The sequence below is a fragment of the Pseudomonas sp. R1-43-08 genome, from assembly GCF_003852255.1.
In the GTDB taxonomy this organism is placed as follows: Bacteria; Pseudomonadota; Gammaproteobacteria; order Pseudomonadales; family Pseudomonadaceae; genus Aquipseudomonas.
This window is the reverse complement of record NZ_CP027734.1, coordinates 1,144,050-1,161,225: the sequence shown is the minus strand read 5'-3', so window position 1 is coordinate 1,161,225 and position 17,176 is coordinate 1,144,050. Positions and strand designations below refer to the sequence as shown.

The following is a 17,176-nucleotide window of genomic DNA, read 5'->3' as shown; positions in this document are numbered from 1 at the left end:
ACACTCCAGGGTTGTCAGGCTAAGGCGGCCAAACAAGCAAGCATACCGAGTCGACCCGTTTGCGCGGGCCGGCTAAAAAGATGGCGCATTATCCTGTGATTGACCGCGCCTGTCACTGCGCAACCTCATGCGCACGCACAAAGCGTGCTTCGAGGGTTGTCAGGCTCCGCCGGCGAGGTTCAAACTGCGGCCTTTGTCGCTGGCGGTTTACAAGGCTGCCACGCTTTAAAGCCTGGGTACACATGCCAGGCTCACCGACCGTATAAGGGACCCGAAAATGGAATTGGTTGTAAAAAGCGTTAGCCCCGAAACGTTGAAAACCGCCACCCTCGTGGTCGCTGTCGGCGAAGGCCGCAAACTCGGCGTTGCCGCCAAGCAACTCGATGAACTGAGCGGCGGCGCCATCAGCGCCGTGCTCAAGCGCGGCGACCTGGCCGGCAAAGTAGGCCAGAGCCTGCTGCTGCAGAGCCTGCCGAACCTCAAGGCTGAGCGCGTATTGCTGGTGGGCGTGGGCAAGGACGCCGAACTGGGCGACCGTCCGTTCCGCAAGATCATCAGCGCCGTCCTCACCACCCTTAAAGGCCTGGGCGGCAGCGATGCGGCACTGGCACTCGATGAAATCGTCGTAAAAGGCCGTGACAGCTACGGCAAGACCCGTCTGCTGGCCGAAAGCCTGGTGGACGGCGGCTACGTTTTCGACCAGTTCAAGAGCCAGAAAGCCGAACCGCGCGCGCTGAAAAAAATCACCCTGCTGACCATCAAGGCTGCCCAGGCTGAAGTCGAGCGCGCCGTCACTCATGCAACGGCTATCGCCAACGGCATGTCGTTCACCCGCGACCTGGGCAACCTGCCGCCGAACATCTGTCACCCGACTTACCTGGGCGAGCAAGCCAAGGCGTTGGGCAAAGAGTTCAAAGGCCTCAAGGTCGAAGTGCTGGACGAGAAAAAGATCAAGGACCTGGGCATGGGTTCGTTCTATGCCGTGGGCCAGGGCAGCGACCAGCCGCCACGCCTGATCGTGATGCAGTACAACGGCGGCAAGAAGTCCGAGAAACCGTACGCATTGGTCGGCAAGGGCATCACCTTCGACACCGGCGGTATCAGCCTCAAGCCGGGCGCCGGCATGGATGAGATGAAGTACGACATGGGCGGCGCCGCCAGCGTGTTCGGCACCCTGCGCGCCGTGCTGGAACTCAAGCTGCCGATCAACCTGGTGTGCATCCTGGCCTGCGCCGAGAACATGCCGAGCGGCGGTGCTGCCCGCCCAGGCGATATCGTCACGACCATGAGCGGCCAGACCGTGGAAATCCTCAACACCGACGCCGAAGGCCGCCTGGTGCTGTGCGACGCGCTGACCTACGCCGAACGCTTCAAGCCGCAAGCGGTGATCGACATCGCCACTTTGACCGGTGCCTGCGTGGTTGCCCTGGGCGCCCACACATCGGGCCTGCTGGGCAATAACGACGAGCTGATCGAGCAATTGCTCAGCGCCGGCAAGGCCGCCGACGACCGCGCCTGGCAACTGCCGCTGTTCGACGAGTACCAGGAGCAACTGGACAGCCCGTTCGCCGACATCGCCAACATTGGCGGGCCGAAAGCCGGCACCATCACCGCAGCGTGCTTCCTGTCGCGATTTGCCAAGAACTTCAACTGGGCGCACCTGGACATCGCCGGTACTGCATGGACCAGCGGCGGCAAGGACAAGGGCGCCACTGGCCGTCCGGTCCCCCTGCTGACCCAGTACCTGCTGGACCGCGCCAAGGCCTAAGCGCCCCCGGCCCTTCTGTAGGAGCGAGCTTGCTCGCGAAGATCGCCAACGATAACGCGTTCATCCTGGATGAACGCATTGTTCTCAGGTTCTTCGCGAGCAAGCTCGCTCCTACAGTTCACGGCGGCAGCCCAGGAACCGCAATGACCCAAGTCGATTTCTACATCCTGCCCAGCGCCGATCCTTCAGCGCGGCTGGACTTTGCCTGCAAGCTCACCGAAAAAGCCTGGCGCATGGGCCATCGCATCTACCTGCATTGCAGCGATGCAGCCCAACGCGAGGACCTCGATGCCCGCCTCTGGCGCTTCAAGGGCGAAAGCTTCGTGCCCCACGGCCCCGCCGAATCCGAACCCGACGGGTTGGTCGTGCTGGGTCTGGGCGACAGTTGCGGCGACCACCATGACCTGCTGGTCAACCTGGACCTGGAAGTGCCGGCCTTCGCCAAGGCATTCGCCCGTGTGGCGGAAGTGGTGGTAGAGGACCCGGCTATTCGTCAGGCCGCGCGGGAGAGTTTCCGTTTCTACCGCGAACAGGGCTATTCTCTGCAGGATCACCGGTTACAACGACTTTGAGTACATGATGGACACGCCCAACCCGATGAAAAAAGACGACCACTTGCTGGACGACCTCGAGTCGATCCGTCAGTTGCTCGGTGATGATGACCTGCAACCGCCGCTGTTGACCGAATCGGTCGAGGCCGGGGTACAGATTCCGTTGTTGTCCGACATGCTCGACAACCAGGCCGCTGCGCCCAAGCCCGTGGCCGTGCCGCCCGCTCCCGCCGCAGAAAAAGCGCCCGACGCATTGCTGCTGCACCTGGACAACGAACTGCGCGCCGCCGCGCAACTGATCATGCAAGACGTGATCGCCGATTTTGCCCCGCATATCGAAGCCGAGATCAAGCGGCGGATGGATGCGCGGATGGAGCGGTTGCTCAGCCAGTACCAGTCTTAAGCCACACAAAGATCCAATGTGGGAGGGGGCTTGCTCCCGATAGCGGTGGATCAGTCACAACATCACTGACTGACACTCAGCTATCGGGAGCAAGCCCCCTCCCACATTGGATCGCGTGCACCTCAAGCCTGTCTTCGCCTCGCCCTTCGCCCTATCCCCCGTTATACTTGCCGGCTTTCCTGAATAAATGCCAACTAGGGTCCCGCCGCGCATGGATAAGACCTATCAGCCCCACGCTATCGAAACTTCCTGGTACAACACCTGGGAGTCCGAGAACTATTTCGCCCCACAAGGTGCGGGCGACTCCTACACCATCATGATCCCACCGCCGAACGTCACTGGCAGCCTGCACATGGGCCATGGCTTCAACAATGCGATCATGGATGCGTTGATCCGTTTCCGCCGCATGCAAGGCCGTAACACGCTGTGGCAACCGGGCACCGACCACGCCGGTATCGCCACTCAGATGCTGGTGGAACGCCAACTGGAAGCCGCCGGCCAGAACCGTCACGACCTGGGTCGCGAGAAATTCCTGGAGAAAATCTGGGAATGGAAAGACCAGTCCGGCGGCAATATCAGCCGTCAGATCCGTCGCCTGGGTTCGTCCGTGGACTGGAGCCGCGAGCGTTTCACCATGGACGACGGCCTGTCGGAAGCGGTGAAGGAAGCCTTCGTGCGCTTGCATGAAGACGGCCTGATCTACCGCGGCAAGCGCCTGGTCAACTGGGACACCAAGTTGCACACAGCGATTTCCGACCTCGAAGTGGAAAACCACGATGAGAAAGGCTTCCTGTGGAACCTCAAGTATCCGCTGGCCGACGGCGCCAAGACCGCTGAAGGCAACGATTACCTGATCGTCGCCACCACCCGTCCGGAAACCATGCTCGGCGACGCCGCCGTCGCGGTTAACCCGAACGACGCGCGCTACCAGGCGCTGATCGGCAAGTTCGTCGAGCTGCCACTGGTTGGCCGCCGCATCCCGATCATCGCCGACGACTACTGCGACCCTGAATTCGGCACCGGCTGCGTGAAAATCACCCCGGCCCACGATTTCAACGACTACGAAGTCGGCAAGCGCCACAACCTGCCGTTGCTCAATATCTTCGACAAGAACGCCGCCGTACTGCCGGCCTGCCAGGTATTCAACCTGGACGGTACGCTGAACGAGAGCATCGACGGCAAGATTCCGGCCGAATACGCCGGCCTCGACCGTTTTGAAGCGCGCAAGCAGATCGTTGCCGCCTTCGACGCCGCCGGTTTGCTGGTGAGCGTGGACGACCACGGCCTGAAAGTGCCCAAGGGCGACCGTTCCGGCACCATCATCGAGCCGTGGTTGACCGACCAGTGGTACGTGTCGACCAAGCCGCTGGCCGAGCCTGCGATTGCCGCCGTTGAAGACGGTCGCATCCAGTTCGTGCCCAAACAGTACGAGAACATGTACTTCTCGTGGATGCGCGACATCCAGGATTGGTGCATCAGCCGCCAGTTGTGGTGGGGCCATCGCATTCCGGCCTGGTACGACGAGTCAGGCAAGGTCTACGTAGGCCGCGACGAAGCCGAAGTGCGTGCCAAGCACCACCTCGGCGCCGACATCGCGCTGCAACAGGACAACGATGTACTGGACACCTGGTTCAGCTCCGGCCTGTGGACCTTCTCCACCCTCGGCTGGCCGCAACAGACCGAATTCCTGAAGAAGTTCCACTCCACCGACGTGCTGGTCACTGGCTTCGACATCATTTTCTTCTGGGTTGCCCGGATGATCATGCTGACCATGCATTTGGTGAAGAACGAAGACGGCACCCCACAGGTACCGTTCAAGACCGTCTACGTGCACGGCCTGGTGCGCGATGGCCAGGGCCAGAAGATGTCCAAGTCCAAGGGCAACGTCCTGGACCCCTTGGACATCATCGACGGTATCGACCTGGAGACCCTGGTGCAGAAACGCACCTCAGGCCTGATGCAGCCGAAACTGGCGAAAAAGATCGAGAAGCAGACCCGCGACGAGTTCGCCGACGGCATCGCCAGCTACGGCACCGACGCCCTGCGTTTCACCTTCTGCTCGCTGGCCTCCACCGGCCGCGACATCAAGTTCGACATGGGCCGCGTCGAAGGCTATCGCAACTTCTGTAACAAGATCTGGAACGCAGCGCGTTACGTGCTGGATAAAGGCGAAGACTGCGGCCAGAACGGCGAAGCTTATGAGCTGAGCCTGGCTGACCGCTGGATCATTTCGCAGCTGCAGCGCACCGAAGCCGAAGTGACCCGCCAGCTCGACCAGTTCCGGTTCGACCTGGCCGCGCAGGCCCTGTACGAGTTCATCTGGAACCAGTATTGCGACTGGTACCTGGAACTATCCAAGCCAGTGCTGTGGGACGAAAACGCGCCGGTCGAGCGCCAGCGCGGCACCCGTCGCACCCTGGTGCGCGTGCTGGAAGTGGCATTGCGCCTGGCGCATCCGTTCATGCCGTTCATCACCGAAGAAATCTGGCAGCGCCTGGCGCCGCTGGCCGGTATCGAAGGCAAGACCATCATGCTGCAACCTTGGCCTGTGGCCAACGAAGCACGTATCGATGAGGCCGCCGAAAGCGATATCGAATGGCTCAAGACCTTGATGCTCGGCACGCGCAACATCCGCGCCGAGATGAATATCGGTCCGGGCAAGCCGCTGGCCGTGTTCGTCAAGAACGCCAGTGCCGAAGACCAGCGTCGCCTCAGCGAGAACGATGCGCTGCTCAAGAAGCTGGCGAAACTGGAGTCGATTACCGTATTGGCTGATGGCGCCGAAGCACCGCTGTCGGCGACCGCGCTGGTCGGCGACATGGAAGTACTGGTGCCGATGGCCGGCTTGATCGACAAGGGCGCGGAACTGGCCCGTCTCGACAAGGAAATCCTGCGTCTGCAAGGCGAAGTGCAACGAGTGGGCGGCAAGCTGTCCAACTCGGCGTTCGTCGACAAGGCACCGGCTGAAGTGATCGACAAAGAACGCGCCAAACTGGCCGAGGCTGAACAGGCCTTGGGCAAGCTGGCGGAGCAACATGCGCGGATTTCCAGCCTGTAAGGGCCAAACCGCGTGAAAAAAAGAGACCTTCGGGTCTCTTTTTTTGTGCATGCGGTCAATGTGGGAGGGGGCTTGCTCCCGATGGCGGTGGGTCAGCTGGCAGATAAGTGACTGACATACTGCCATCGGGAGCAAGCCCCCTCCCACATTTGACCGAGGGCACCTCAAGAATGTGTGACAATGCCCATCACTTTGAGCCAACACCAGAATCATCATGACCGCCCCCACTACGCCAAAACCTCCACGCAAGAAGCCTAAAACCGCAGCCACGGCCAAACCCGTTGCGCCGCGCAAAGAGGCTACCCTGCACCCGCGCAACCGCCACACCGGCCGTTACGACTTCCCGGCGCTGATCAAGACCACGCCGGAACTGGCGCAATTTGTGATCATCAACCCCTACGGCAAGGAAAGCATCGACTTCGCCAACCCGGACGCGGTGCGGGTGTTCAACCGGGCGCTGCTCAAGGCTTTCTATGGCATCCAGCACTGGGACATCCCGGCCGATTACCTGTGCCCGCCGGTGCCGGGGCGTGCCGACTACGTGCACTGCCTGGCCGACCTGCTGGCCAGCGTCAACGACGGCAAGATTCCGCGCGGCTCCATCGTCAAGGTGCTGGACATCGGCATGGGCGCCAATTGCGTCTACCCGCTGATTGGCTATATGGAGTACCGCTGGAACTTCCTGGGCTCGGAGGTCGATCCTATCGCCGTGGCCGCCGCCAAGGCTATCGTGCAGTCCAACGACCTGAGCAAAGTCATCCAGCTGCGCCTGCAACCCAATCCCAAGCATATTCTGCTGGGCCTGCTGGAGCCTGCCGAGCGCTTTGACCTGACCATGTGCAACCCGCCGTTCCATGCCTCGATGGATGAAGCGACCAAGGGCAGCGAGCGTAAATGGCGCGCCTTGGGCAAAGCCGATCCCAAGCGCAAGTTGCCGGTGTTGAACTTCGGCGGCCAATCGGCCGAGTTGTGGTGCGAGGGCGGTGAAGCGCGTTTTGTCACGCAGTTGATTGCTGAAAGTGCGCACTTTGCCCACAAGGTGTTGTGGTTCAGCACCCTGGTGTCAAAAGCGTCAAACCTGCCGGCGATCGAGACCGCGCTGAAAAAAGCCGGCGTGTTGGAAAGCCAGGTGGTGGAAATGTCCCAGGGGCAGAAGCAAAGCCGCTTTGTGGCCTGGACCTTCCAGACCAAGAACGAACAGCAGCTCTGGCGCCAGCGCTGGGTTCGATAGCGTCACCTGTAGGAGCGAGCTTGCTCGCGAAAAACGCCAAGACTTCACGTTCATCCAAGACGGGCGCGTCATCGTTAACGACCTTCGCGAGCAAGCTCGCTCCTACAAATCGCAGGCAACAAAAAACCGTGCCCGGATCGCTCCGGTGCACGGTTTTTTTACTGCGTCTTACTTGTTAACAGCGTCGGTCAGGCCTTTGGCCACAACCAGCTTGATAACTTTCTTGGCAGCGATTTCGATGGCAGCGCCAGTCGAAGGGTTACGGCCAGTACGGGCAGGACGCTCGGTCACTTTCAGTTTGCCAACGCCTGGCAGAGTGATTTCGCCGCCGTTTTCCAGCTGATCAGCAACAACCTGGCTCAGTTGGTCCAGCAGAGCGCGCACGGTAGTTTTCGGTGCGTCTACTGCTTCAGCCAGGTCGGCGATCAGTTGGTCTTTAGTAATAGCCATTGTGGTGTTCCTTCCCTATCAAATTCATATGGATTGCAGAGTGCAGTGTCAGCCGTCGAGCCCGACCTTCTTGGCCTGGCACCCCGGCTATAACCTCGGAGAACGGGGTTATAGATGCTTGAAACGGGGATTGGTTCGACCTGACAAATGCTGAATGCACGCTTAACGCCGAGACTTGGCGTAAGACCGGGCAAAACTAGCACAGAGACGGGGAAATATCCGCCTCAACATACCCATTTGGTCAGCTTTATCGCTCTAAACCGTGAAAAAAAGGCATATACCCGGTCGGACAACGTCCAAAACGCCCTTTCAGGCGCGTCTTGACCAATGGGTGCGGTACACTGGGCAACTTTTTGGGGAGGCTCACCGCTCCCCTTCAACCAGCCGAGAAGCCTATGCCGATCCGTCATTGCATCGTCCACCTGATCGACAAAAAACCCGACGGCACACCCGCAGTTCTGCATGCCCGTGACTCGGAGCTGTCCGAATCCGCCGCCATCGAGAACATGCTCGCCGACCTCAACGAGAGCTACAACGCCAAACAAGGCAAGGCCTGGGGTTTCTTCCATGCCGAGTCCGGCGCGCACCCGTTCAGCGGCTGGTTGAAGGACTACTTTGACGGTGGTCAGGATTTCACCGCGTTCAGCCGTACGGCGGTGGAGCATCTGCAGAAGCTGATGGAAGAGTCCAACCTGTCCACTGGCGGCCATGTGCTGTTTGCCCACTACCAGCAAGGCATGACCGACTACCTGGCTATCGCCCTGCTGCACCACAGCGAAGGTGTGGCGGTGACCGACGAGCTGGACGTGACCCCCTCGCGCCACCTGGACCTGGGCCAACTGCACCTGGCGGCGCGGATCAACGTCTCCGAATGGCAGAACAACAAACAGTCCAAGCAATACATCTCCTTTATCAAAGGCAAGAACGGCAAGAAGGTCTCGGAGTATTTCCGCGACTTTATCGGCTGCCAGGAAGGTGTCGACGGCCCGGGCGAAACCCGCACCCTGCTCAAGGCGTTCAGCGACTTCGTTGAAAGTGAAGACCTGCCGGACGAATCGGCCCGCGAGAAAACCAAGACCCTGGTGGACTACGCCAGCAGCCAGGCCAAGCTCGGCGAGCCCATGGGCCTGGAAGAACTGTCCGGTTTGATCGATGAAGATCGGCCCAAGGCGTTCTACGACCACATTCGCAACAAGGACTACGGCCTGTCGCCGGAAATCCCTGCCGACAAACGCACCCTCAACCAGTTCCGCCGCTTCACCGGCCGCGCCGAAGGCTTGTCCATCAGCTTTGAAGCGCACCTGCTGGGCGACAAGATCGAATACGACGAAGCCGCGGGCACCTTGATCATCAAAGGCCTGCCGACCCAACTGACCGATCAGCTCAAGCGCCGTAACTGATGCTTGGCGGCGTGCTCAAGAAAGTCCTGCTGGTGCTGCTGGTGGTCGTGGTGATTCAGAACTGGGGCAAGATCGAGCGGCTGTTCAACCCCTCGCAGGTGGTTTCGGAGCAGGTACGCGCCTCGGCGCGCGTGGTGCTCTACACCACCGAGTGGTGCGGCTACTGCAAGCAGACCCGGCGTTTCCTGGACCAGAAAGGCATTTCTTACCAGGCCTTCGATATCGAAAAGGACGCCCAGGCGCGCAAGGCGTATGAAGCATTGGGCGGGGGCGGGATTCCGTTTGTCGACGTCAATGGCACGTTGATCCGCGACTACAACCCGGATGCGATCATGGCCGCGTTGAAGTAACACCGCAGATCAAATGTGGGAGGGGGCTTGCCCCCGATAGCAGTCTGTCAGCCAGCCTATGGGTAGCTGACCCACCGCAATCGGGGGCAAGCTCCCTCCCACATTGGTTTTGTGGTGCGGGCTTAACGCAACACAATCATCCGGCCCAGCACTGTGCTCTGCTCAAAGCCCAGCACCGCTTGCAGGGCATTCAGCACCGCTGCCGGGTCCTTGCTTGGAAAGCTGCCGCTGACGCGTCTGGCGCCCATCTCGTCATTGAGCAACAGGATGCGGCCGGGATAATAGCGGGCCAAATCCTCGATCACCTCGGCCAGCGGCGCCTTGTAGTAATTAAGCCACCCATCGCGCCAGGCCAGGCGCGATTCGCTGTCGACCGCATGCAGCGGTTCGGCTACACCCCCGGCGTAGGCCACTTGCTGGCCTGCCGTCAGAATTTGCTGCGGCGCCTGTTTGGAGGGCGTCACTCCAACCCGGCCGGACAACACGGTCACCTGTGCCCCCGCCGGTTGCAGGCGCACTTCGAACTGCGTGCCCAGCACCCGCGTTTCTCCACTGCCCGCCTCGACCATAAACGGCTGGCCGGTGTGGACAACCTGGAAAAACCCGGCCCCTCGACGCAACTGGACATGCCGCTCGCCGTGGCTGAAATCCACGGCAATGGCGCTGTCGGCGTCGAGGGTAACGTGGGACTGATCGGCCAGGGTCACGGTCCGCACTTCCCCTGGCGCCGTCACGTAATCGGCGCCGAAGTCATCGACCCAGCGCGACGGTTGCCAACCTGCGCCCATTGCCACCATCAACAACACACAGGCGGCCATGGCCAAGGCGCCAGACCAACGCAACATGCGCGAGCGCGTGGAACGGTTCATCGCCTTGAGGTAACCCTGCAACGCCTGCGCGTCTTCGTCCGCCAAGGTGCGTGCCGGTACTTCGCTCAACTCCCACAGCACCTGGGCCTGGGAATAGGCTTGGACATGGGCGGGGTCGGCCCGCAGCCATTGGCTGAAGCTGGCTTGATCGCCACTGCTGGGCTGGTCGTGCAACAGGCTCAGCCAGGCAAGCGCGGCCTGTTCCTGGGCGGGCGTGGGCGTCACGTTCACGGTGCTTTCCCTGGCGTGCGTGGGGGCGGCGGTTCGCTCAGGCTCGCCTTGCAGGCTTGGAGGGCACGCATCATGTGTTTTTCCACGGCACTTTGAGACACGCCCATCGCCTTGGCGATTTGCGCGTATTTGCGGCCGTGGATGCGGTTGAGCAGGAAAATCTGGCGGGTGCGCTCGGGCAAACTGCGCAATGCGGCTTCGACATGCCGCAGGTCATTGCCCGCTTCGAGGGCCGCCTGGGGCTCGCAGCCCTGGTTGCCCTGCTGTTCCGGCAACCAGCCTTCATTGCTGCGCACGCGGGCGCCTTCGCTGCGCAAATGGTCGATGGCGATATTGCCGGCGCAGCGCAGCAGGTAGGTGCTGAGCTCTTCGACCTGCACCAGCGGGCGACGCCAGAAGCGCAGGAACAGGTCTTGCACCAGATCAGCCGCGGTGGCGCGGCAACCGACACGGCGGCTGACCAGCGCCTCCATCTGCGAACGCTGGGACAGGAACACCTGCAGGAAATGCGCCCGCCCACCGGCGGCGTCCGGGTGCGAACGGTCTTGAGGTTTCGGCGCAGGGCTGATCATCATGGGCAACTCAGAACAGGCCGAACGCCGCGACCGGGCTGGCCAGCAGGCCGACGCCCGCGAGGCTCAACGCCAGCCGTGGCCGATACGGCAACAGCAGCACCAGCAGCAAGGCGCTGAGCATCAACACCGCGCACCACTCCACCAAGCCCTGGCCCCAGCCCATGGCGCCCACCGCCGGCCAGGGCGACAGCGCCAGCAGCAACCAACCGGCCGCACGCAACCCCAGACGCCGTAAAGGCGAAGGTTTGCTGCGCAGCAACTCGCCGTGATGACGCTCGGTCGACAGGCACAGCGCGGTAAACCCGGCGTAGCACATGAGCAGCGCGAGCAGCATTCAGTTGGCCTCCTGTTTGAACGTCAATGCACCTGCGCGCGGCGCCTTGGGCTGCGTTGCCGTGCGGCGCTGCATCTTCCAGGCGGCCCAGCCCAGGAACAGGCCGCAGGCCAGGCACGTCAGGTCGAAGCCGGCCATGGCCCAGTCGCCACTCATCAGGGAAACGCCCAAAGGGTGGGAGGTGGTCAGTGCATTGACCAACGGGATGGCGATAAACAGCAGCGCCCCCACGCTCAATTGCTCGACCCACGCCGGGCGGCCGCGCCGCAGCAGCGCGTGCAACAGGCTCAGGGCCCAGGCGATAAAGAAGGCGCGCACTTCCCAGTCGGAACGCTCGGCGAAGCTCACCGGCAACAACCGGTTCGCCCAGAAGAACAGTGCAATGGCGATCACCAGGCCGGACATGCTGGCGACATTCAGCACTTCCACCAGGCGCAGCTCAAAAGGCATCACGCCGGTTTTGGCGTGTTTGAGCTGGCGCTTGCCCAGCCAGATCACCAGCCCGGTGCCGATCATCGCCGTGCCGGCCAGGCCGCAGATAAAGTACAGCCAGCGCAACACCGGGCCGGCGAAATGGCCCATGTGCAAACCGTAGAAACCGCCGCCGATGACCGCCGGCAACGAGGGCTCGCCACTGGCCCGCAACAGTTCGCCCGTGGTGCCGCTGAACGATAGGCTGCTGCCGAAATCCTGCACCACGCTGTCGGACCCGGCGCGGAACACATTCACCGAAGCGTTGACGTCGCTCGGATTATTCACCGCCAAGCGTCCGACATGCCCTCCCGCCCACTGTTGCTGCGCCTGCTGGTATATCGGCCACAATGCCAGCAAGGTGCCCGGCTGGCCGAGCGCCGGCGCGTTATCGGAACTGGGGAACACCTCATTGAAGAACGCACGGCTGTCGTTGCCATACGAGGCCATGATCGGCGCCGGCATCACCATGTTCATGAAAATCACCAGGCTGCTGTAGGTGATCATCAGGTGGAACGGCAACACCAGCACGCCCACCGCGTTGTGCCCGTCCAGCCAGGAACGCTGGCCTTTGCGCGGGCGGAAGGTGAAGAAGTCCTTGAAAATTTTCTTGTGGGTGATGATGCCGGTGATCAGCGCGACGAACATCACCATGGCGGCGATGGTCGACAACCAGCGGCCCCACGGGTAGGGCATTTGCAGCTGGAAGTGGAAACGGTAGAAGAATTCGCCGCCCATGCTTTCGCGGGCTTGCACCGCTTGGCCGCTGACCGGGTCGAGGATTTTCTGGGTGAAATTGCCGCGCTTGCCGGGCTCGACCTTGTCTTGCCACGTCACCGACAGGCCGGGGTCGCGGCGGGTGGGCAAGGTGATGAACCAGTGCGCGGCAGTGGGCGCCTGTTGCTGCAGATAGCGCTGCGCCACGGCGAGGCTGCGCGCGTCGTCCAACGGGTGGGCCTGCACTTCGGGCTGCATCCAGTGGGTTATTTCGTCCTTGAAATAAGCCAGGGTGCCCGTCAGGAAAATCGCGAACAGCAGCCAGCCGAAGATCAACCCCGCCCAGGTATGCAGCCAGGCCATGGCTTGGCGAAAGCCTTCCTTCATGTGCGCGCCACCCACAAACCGATGCCCGCCAGGGTGGCGAACAGCGCGCTCGGCAACATCACCCCCGCCCAGGCACGCCATGCCGTGCGGCAGGCAAAACACCAGAGCACCGCCAGCAGGTAGAACACGAACGAACTCATCATGCCGGTGATCACCGCATCGGCGCGGGACGTGGGCAGCCACAGTGCGAGGCAGATAGCGGCCAGGGAGGCCATCAGATAACCGCCGACCACCGCCGCCAGCACCCGGGAGGTGACGGAAAGGCGATAGGACGCGCGCAGTGGGGTTTTGCTGTTCATGCGACAGGCGCCAAGTTCATCAGCGCGCAATATTAATGATAAATATTCTCATAAGCAAAAGAGAACGGATGAATCACCGGCTTCGCGGATTGCCGAACCTCGTCCCCGCCCCTACAATGCGAACAATTCTTGTTCTCTAAAGCATGCCGATGCTGATGGAGTGATCCCGTTGCCACCGTCCAACACCGTCGAAGTTCTGTACAACGACCATCACCACTGGCTTACCGGCTGGTTGCGACGCAAGCTCGGCTGCCCGGAAAGCGCCGCCGACCTGGCCCAGGACACCTTCATCCGTGTACTCAGCGCACGGGAAGCGCCAACGCTGAACGAACCCCGCGCCTTTCTCACCACGGTCGCCAAGCGCGTGCTGTTCAACTTTTACCGTCGCCAGGACTTGGAACGCGCCTACCTCGATGCCCTGGCACAATTGCCGGAGCAGGTAACGCCGTCTGAGGAAGACCGCGCCATCATCCTGCAAACCCTGGTGGAGCTGGACCAATTGCTCGACGGCTTGCCGATCCAGGTCAAACGCGCCTTCCTGCTGGCCCAGCTCGATGGCCTTACCTATGCGCAAATCGGTGCCCAGCTGGGCATCTCCATTGCCACGGTCAAACGCCATCTGCATAAAGCCGCCCTGCGCTGCTACTTCGCTCTATGAACATCTCGCCCCCCGTCGCCGAACAAGCCGTGCACTGGTTGCTGAAAATGCAGCAAGGCACGCTCGACCCGCGCCAACAGGCCGCCTGGCAGCAATGGCTGGATGCGCACAGCGAGCACCAGCGCGCGTGGGACCACATCCAACGCGTCAACCAGCGCCTGCGCGGCGTGCCTTCGCCCCTGGCGCACGCGGCGTTGAATGCACCGGCGTCCAACAGCCGGCGCCAGGCGCTGAAGCTGCTGTTGCTCCTCGGCGCCGGTTCGGCGGCAGCCTGGAGCCTGCGCCAGCAGCGTATTCTGCCGCCGCTGACCGCCGACTTCCGCAGCCCCGTCGGCCAGCGCCGCACCGTGCAGTTGGCCGACGGCAGCCAGTTGCAGCTCAACACCGGCAGCGCGGTGGATGTGCATGTCGATAGCCAGCAGCGACTGATCCGCCTGCTCGAAGGTGAAATCCTGCTGACCGCCCGCGCCGGTGCCACGCCGCTGCGCGTACTCACCAGCCAGGGTCTGCTCAGCAGCCAGGCGGCGCGACTGAACGTGCGGCAGTTCAGCGACCATACTCAACTGGCGGTGCTCGACGGCCAGGTCGACGTGATGCCCAACCACTACAGCGGCCTGCCGCTGACCGTCGAGGCCGCGCATCAGGTCAATTACACCCGCAAAGGCTGGGACAGCCCTCGCCCCACTGACGCCAACAGCGGTGCCTGGGCAGACGGCATGCTGGTGGCTGCGCATATGCGCCTGGAGGATTTCCTCGGCGAACTCGGGCGCTACCGTCGCGGCCAGCTCAATTGCGACCCGCAGGTGGCAAACCTGTTGCTGTCGGGCAGCTATCCACTGGATGACAGCGAACGCATCCTCGACCTGCTGGAAGTCAGCCTGCCGGTCACCGTGCGACGCTTTACCCGCTACTGGGTGACGGTTCAGGCCCGCGCCTGAAATTATTCAGAAAAACAGTGAGCCGTTTTCCCGTCCTCGCGTGACAGAGAAGGAAAGCCACCTTGATCCTTCCTTCTCAGGACCGCCCTTCATGCCCCTGCAACCGACGCTTCTTGCCCGTACCCTGCGCCAACTCCTACTCGGCGCCAGCCTCAGCCTGACCGCGCTGCCCCCAGTGATGGCGGCCGAAGCCAAGGCCTATCACATCGCACCGACCAGCCTGGAAGCGGCCCTGAACCAGTTCGGCCGCGAAGCCGGCGTGCTGGTGTCTTTCGGCTCCGAGGTCACCGCCGGCCTGCAAAGCCCGGGCTTGTCGGGCACCTACAGCACCGCCGAAGGCCTGAATAAACTGTTGGAAGGCAGTGGCCTGCAAGCCCGTGCCGAGGGCGACAACGCCTACAGCCTGCAACCGGCCAGCGCCCCGGTTACCCTCGAACTGCAGACATCCAACGTGGTCGGCGACTGGCTCGGCGATGCGGCGCAGACCAACGTGTTCGAACACCCCGGCGCGCGCGATGTGATCCGCCGCGAAGCCTTCGAACGCCAGGGCGCGACCCAGGCCCGCGACGTGCTCAACCGCATCCCCGGCGTCAACGCCCCGGACAACAATGGCACCGGCAGCCACGACATGGCGCTGAACTTCGGTATTCGCGGGCTCAACCCACGCCTGGCGTCGCGCTCCACGGTATTGATGGACGGCATTCCCGTGCCCTTCGCACCGTATGGCCAGCCGCAACTGTCATTCGCACCGATCAGCATGGGCAACATGGACGCGGTCGACGTGGTACGCGGCGGCGGCGCGGTGCGCTACGGCCCGCAAAACGTCGGCGGCATCGTCAACTTCGTGACCCGCGCGATCCCGGATGCGCCCACCGTCAAAGGCGGCCTGCAAACCGAAACCAGCCCGTCCTCCAGCCACGACGGCTTCAAGACCACCGGCAACCTGCTGGCCGGTGGCACCGCCGACAATGGCCTGGGCGGCGCGCTCCTGTATTCCGGCACCCGTGGCGGCGACTGGCGCGAAAACAGCGACACGCGCATCGACGACCTGATCCTAAAGGGCAAATACCAACTGGACGACGCCAACAGCTTCAACGCCATGGCGCAGTACTACGAAGGCCAGGCCGATATGCCCGGCGGCTTGAACGTCAAGGACTACAAGGCTGACCCGTACCAGTCGACCCGCCCCTACGATAAGTTCTGGGGCCGCCGTACGATGTTCAACTTAGGCTACCGCTACGAGCAGGACCGCCGTGAGTTCACGGTCAACAGCTTCTTCACCAAAACGCTGCGCAGCGGTTACCTCGACCAAGGCAACTTCCTCTCGCTGTCACCGCGCGAGTACTGGGTACGCGGCCTGGAAACCCGCTTCGCCCAAGGCTTCGACCTTGGCCCCACCACACACGAAGTCGGCGTCGGCTACCGCTACATCAATGAAGCCGGCCACGAGCTGCGCTACCGCACGCCGATTGCGGCCAACCAGCAAATCCCGACCACCGACAGCCGCAACGACCGCGACACGCGCGGCGGCACCGAGGCCAATGCGTTCTTCATCGATGACCGCATCGATATCGGCAAGTGGACCCTCACGCCGGGCATCCGCTACGAGATGATCAAGTCCCAGCAGACCAACAATCTGAGCAACGTCAACTACAAAGGCGACTACAACACTGCGCTGCCGGCGTTGAACGTGCTCTACCACCTCACCGACGACTGGAACCTCTACGCCAACACTGAAGGCTCGTTCGGCAGCGTGCAGTACAGCCAGATGCCCAACCGCGTGAGCAGCGGCGAAGTGAAACCGGAAAAAGCCCGCACCTGGGAGCTCGGTACGCGCTATGACAACGGCAGCCTGCGCGCGGAAATCGGTGCGTTCCTGATCAATTTCGACAACCAGTACGACAGCAACCAAACCAATGACACCGTGATCGCACGCGGTGAAACGCGGCACCAGGGCATCGAGTCGAGCATCAACTATGCCCTCGACGGCTTGAGCCCGGCACTGGCCGGCTTCGATGTGTACGCCACCTATGCGTATGTCGACGCGACCATCCGCGAAGACGGCCCGAACAAAGGCAACCGCGTGCCCTTCTCGTCCAGGCACAAAGGCACCCTCGGCGTGGGTTACACCGAAGGCCCGTGGAAGCTCAACCTGGACAGCAGCTACCAGAGCAGCCAATTCGCCGACAACGCCAACACCCAGGCCGAAAGCGCCGACGGCGCGAATGGACGCATCCCCGGCTACATGCTGTTCAGCAGCCGCGCAGCGTATGACTTCGGCCCACAGCTGTCGGACTTGAACGTGGCGGTCGGCGTGAAGAATATCTTCAACAAGCAGTACTACACGCGCTCGTTCGACGATAACAACAAGGGCAAGTACGTAGGTGAGCCGCGCACGGTGTACGTGCAAACGTCTATCGCGTTCTGACTGCCTGCCTTTGTAGATCACAACAAATCCAAATGTGGGAGGGGGCTTGCTCCCGATG

16 protein-coding genes are annotated in these 17,176 nt (G+C 62.2%); 10 read left to right on the top strand and 6 right to left on the bottom strand.

The window, feature by feature from the left end; translation table 11 throughout:
- Window positions 1–277 precede the first annotated feature (277 nt).
- The 5 genes from C4J87_RS05145 to rlmF all read left to right on the top strand — a co-directional run bounded on the left by C4J87_RS05145 (window position 278) and on the right by rlmF (window position 7,011).
- Window positions 278–1,768 carry a leucyl aminopeptidase gene (locus C4J87_RS05145; RefSeq protein WP_124365947.1) on the top strand — a complete coding sequence of 497 codons (1,491 nt, stop codon included), beginning with the start codon at window positions 278–280 and terminating at the stop codon, window positions 1,766–1,768.
- A 143-nt stretch (window positions 1,769–1,911) separates the two neighbouring features.
- Window positions 1,912–2,340, top strand: coding sequence for a DNA polymerase III subunit chi (locus tag C4J87_RS05140; RefSeq protein ID WP_124368936.1), 429 nt, complete (start codon window positions 1,912–1,914; stop codon window positions 2,338–2,340).
- A 7-nt stretch (window positions 2,341–2,347) separates the two neighbouring features.
- Complete coding sequence (locus C4J87_RS05135) at window positions 2,348–2,722, top strand: DNA polymerase III subunit chi (RefSeq protein WP_124365946.1); 375 nt, start codon at window positions 2,348–2,350, stop codon at window positions 2,720–2,722.
- A 211-nt stretch (window positions 2,723–2,933) separates the two neighbouring features.
- Window positions 2,934–5,780, top strand: a complete 2,847-nt coding sequence (locus C4J87_RS05130; RefSeq protein WP_124365945.1) for a valine--tRNA ligase — start codon at window positions 2,934–2,936, stop codon at window positions 5,778–5,780.
- 214 nt (window positions 5,781–5,994) lie between these two features.
- The gene (gene rlmF, locus C4J87_RS05125) at window positions 5,995–7,011 is read left to right on the top strand and encodes a 23S rRNA (adenine(1618)-N(6))-methyltransferase RlmF (RefSeq protein ID WP_124361439.1); all 1,017 of its coding nucleotides are present in this window, start codon (window positions 5,995–5,997) and stop codon (window positions 7,009–7,011) included.
- Between the two features lie 168 nt (window positions 7,012–7,179).
- On the opposite strand, the gene C4J87_RS05120 is transcribed toward rlmF, so the two are convergent.
- The gene (locus tag C4J87_RS05120; protein ID WP_003188840.1) at window positions 7,180–7,461 is read right to left on the bottom strand and encodes an HU family DNA-binding protein; all 282 of its coding nucleotides are present in this window, start codon (window positions 7,459–7,461) and stop codon (window positions 7,180–7,182) included.
- A 395-nt stretch (window positions 7,462–7,856) separates the two neighbouring features.
- On the opposite strand from C4J87_RS05120, the gene yejK reads away from it, so the two are divergent.
- Together yejK and C4J87_RS05110 are read left to right on the top strand one after the other, a co-directional pair.
- Window positions 7,857–8,861: a nucleoid-associated protein YejK gene (yejK, locus tag C4J87_RS05115; RefSeq protein WP_124361438.1), complete on the top strand. Its 1,005-nt coding sequence runs from the start codon at window positions 7,857–7,859 to the stop codon at window positions 8,859–8,861.
- The gene (locus C4J87_RS05110) at window positions 8,861–9,211 is read left to right on the top strand and encodes a glutaredoxin family protein (RefSeq protein ID WP_124365944.1); all 351 of its coding nucleotides are present in this window, start codon (window positions 8,861–8,863) and stop codon (window positions 9,209–9,211) included. The genes yejK and C4J87_RS05110 overlap by 1 nt, the downstream gene beginning before the upstream one ends.
- Before the next feature lie 122 nt (window positions 9,212–9,333).
- Here the strand turns inward: C4J87_RS05110 and C4J87_RS05105 are convergent, their stop codons facing one another.
- The 5 genes from C4J87_RS05105 to C4J87_RS05085 are packed head-to-tail and all read right to left on the bottom strand — an operon-like array spanning window position 9,334 to window position 13,094.
- Window positions 9,334–10,311 (bottom strand): FecR family protein, encoded by a 978-nt coding sequence (locus C4J87_RS05105; RefSeq protein WP_124365943.1) that lies wholly within the window; start codon window positions 10,309–10,311, stop codon window positions 9,334–9,336.
- Window positions 10,308–10,886 carry an RNA polymerase sigma factor gene (locus C4J87_RS05100; RefSeq protein WP_124365942.1) on the bottom strand — a complete coding sequence of 193 codons (579 nt, stop codon included), beginning with the start codon at window positions 10,884–10,886 and terminating at the stop codon, window positions 10,308–10,310. Before C4J87_RS05100 ends, C4J87_RS05105 begins: the two co-directional genes overlap by 4 nt.
- A gap of 7 nt (window positions 10,887–10,893) precedes the next feature.
- A complete protein-coding gene (locus tag C4J87_RS05095) occupies window positions 10,894–11,220 on the bottom strand; it encodes a DUF3325 domain-containing protein (protein ID WP_124365941.1) in 327 nt (108 codons plus the stop codon).
- Complete coding sequence (locus C4J87_RS05090; protein WP_124365940.1) at window positions 11,221–12,795, bottom strand: PepSY domain-containing protein; 1,575 nt, start codon at window positions 12,793–12,795, stop codon at window positions 11,221–11,223.
- A complete protein-coding gene (locus C4J87_RS05085; protein ID WP_124365939.1) occupies window positions 12,792–13,094 on the bottom strand; it encodes a DUF3649 domain-containing protein in 303 nt (100 codons plus the stop codon). Before C4J87_RS05085 ends, C4J87_RS05090 begins: the two co-directional genes overlap by 4 nt.
- 169 nt (window positions 13,095–13,263) lie before the next feature.
- On the opposite strand from C4J87_RS05085, the gene C4J87_RS05080 reads away from it, so the two are divergent.
- The 3 genes from C4J87_RS05080 (at window position 13,264) to fecA (ending at window position 17,118) form a co-directional block, all read left to right on the top strand.
- On the top strand, window positions 13,264–13,752 hold the full coding sequence (locus C4J87_RS05080) for a sigma-70 family RNA polymerase sigma factor (protein WP_124365938.1): 489 nt from the start codon (window positions 13,264–13,266) through the stop codon (window positions 13,750–13,752).
- Complete coding sequence (locus tag C4J87_RS05075; protein WP_124365937.1) at window positions 13,749–14,690, top strand: FecR domain-containing protein; 942 nt, start codon at window positions 13,749–13,751, stop codon at window positions 14,688–14,690. Before C4J87_RS05080 ends, C4J87_RS05075 begins: the two co-directional genes overlap by 4 nt.
- Before the next feature lie 91 nt (window positions 14,691–14,781).
- Entirely contained in the window at window positions 14,782–17,118 is a 2,337-nt protein-coding gene (gene fecA / locus C4J87_RS05070; RefSeq protein WP_124365936.1) for a TonB-dependent Fe(3+) dicitrate receptor FecA, read from the top strand.
- The last annotated feature ends 58 nt before the right edge of the window (window positions 17,119–17,176 follow it).

What these genes read in the sequence shown, in the direction of transcription:
- C4J87_RS05130 (WP_124365945.1), top strand. Translation starts at nt 2,934, where the DNA reads ATGGATAAGACCTATCAGCCCCACGCTATCGAAACTTCCTGGTACAAC.
- C4J87_RS05145 (WP_124365947.1), top strand. Translation starts at nt 278, where the DNA reads ATGGAATTGGTTGTAAAAAGCGTTAGCCCCGAAACGTTGAAAACCGCC.
- yejK (WP_124361438.1), top strand. Translation starts at nt 7,857, where the DNA reads ATGCCGATCCGTCATTGCATCGTCCACCTGATCGACAAAAAACCCGAC.
- fecA (WP_124365936.1), top strand. Translation starts at nt 14,782, where the DNA reads ATGCCCCTGCAACCGACGCTTCTTGCCCGTACCCTGCGCCAACTCCTA.
- C4J87_RS05140 (WP_124368936.1), top strand. Translation starts at nt 1,912, where the DNA reads ATGACCCAAGTCGATTTCTACATCCTGCCCAGCGCCGATCCTTCAGCG.
- C4J87_RS05135 (WP_124365946.1), top strand. Translation starts at nt 2,348, where the DNA reads ATGGACACGCCCAACCCGATGAAAAAAGACGACCACTTGCTGGACGAC.
- C4J87_RS05110 (WP_124365944.1), top strand. Translation starts at nt 8,861, where the DNA reads ATGCTTGGCGGCGTGCTCAAGAAAGTCCTGCTGGTGCTGCTGGTGGTC.
- C4J87_RS05090 (WP_124365940.1), bottom strand. Translation starts at nt 12,795, where the DNA reads ATGAAGGAAGGCTTTCGCCAAGCCATGGCCTGGCTGCATACCTGGGCG.
- C4J87_RS05120 (WP_003188840.1), bottom strand. Translation starts at nt 7,461, where the DNA reads ATGGCTATTACTAAAGACCAACTGATCGCCGACCTGGCTGAAGCAGTA.
- C4J87_RS05085 (WP_124365939.1), bottom strand. Translation starts at nt 13,094, where the DNA reads ATGAACAGCAAAACCCCACTGCGCGCGTCCTATCGCCTTTCCGTCACC.
- C4J87_RS05095 (WP_124365941.1), bottom strand. Translation starts at nt 11,220, where the DNA reads ATGCTGCTCGCGCTGCTCATGTGCTACGCCGGGTTTACCGCGCTGTGC.
- C4J87_RS05075 (WP_124365937.1), top strand. Translation starts at nt 13,749, where the DNA reads ATGAACATCTCGCCCCCCGTCGCCGAACAAGCCGTGCACTGGTTGCTG.
- C4J87_RS05100 (WP_124365942.1), bottom strand. Translation starts at nt 10,886, where the DNA reads ATGATGATCAGCCCTGCGCCGAAACCTCAAGACCGTTCGCACCCGGAC.
- rlmF (WP_124361439.1), top strand. Translation starts at nt 5,995, where the DNA reads ATGACCGCCCCCACTACGCCAAAACCTCCACGCAAGAAGCCTAAAACC.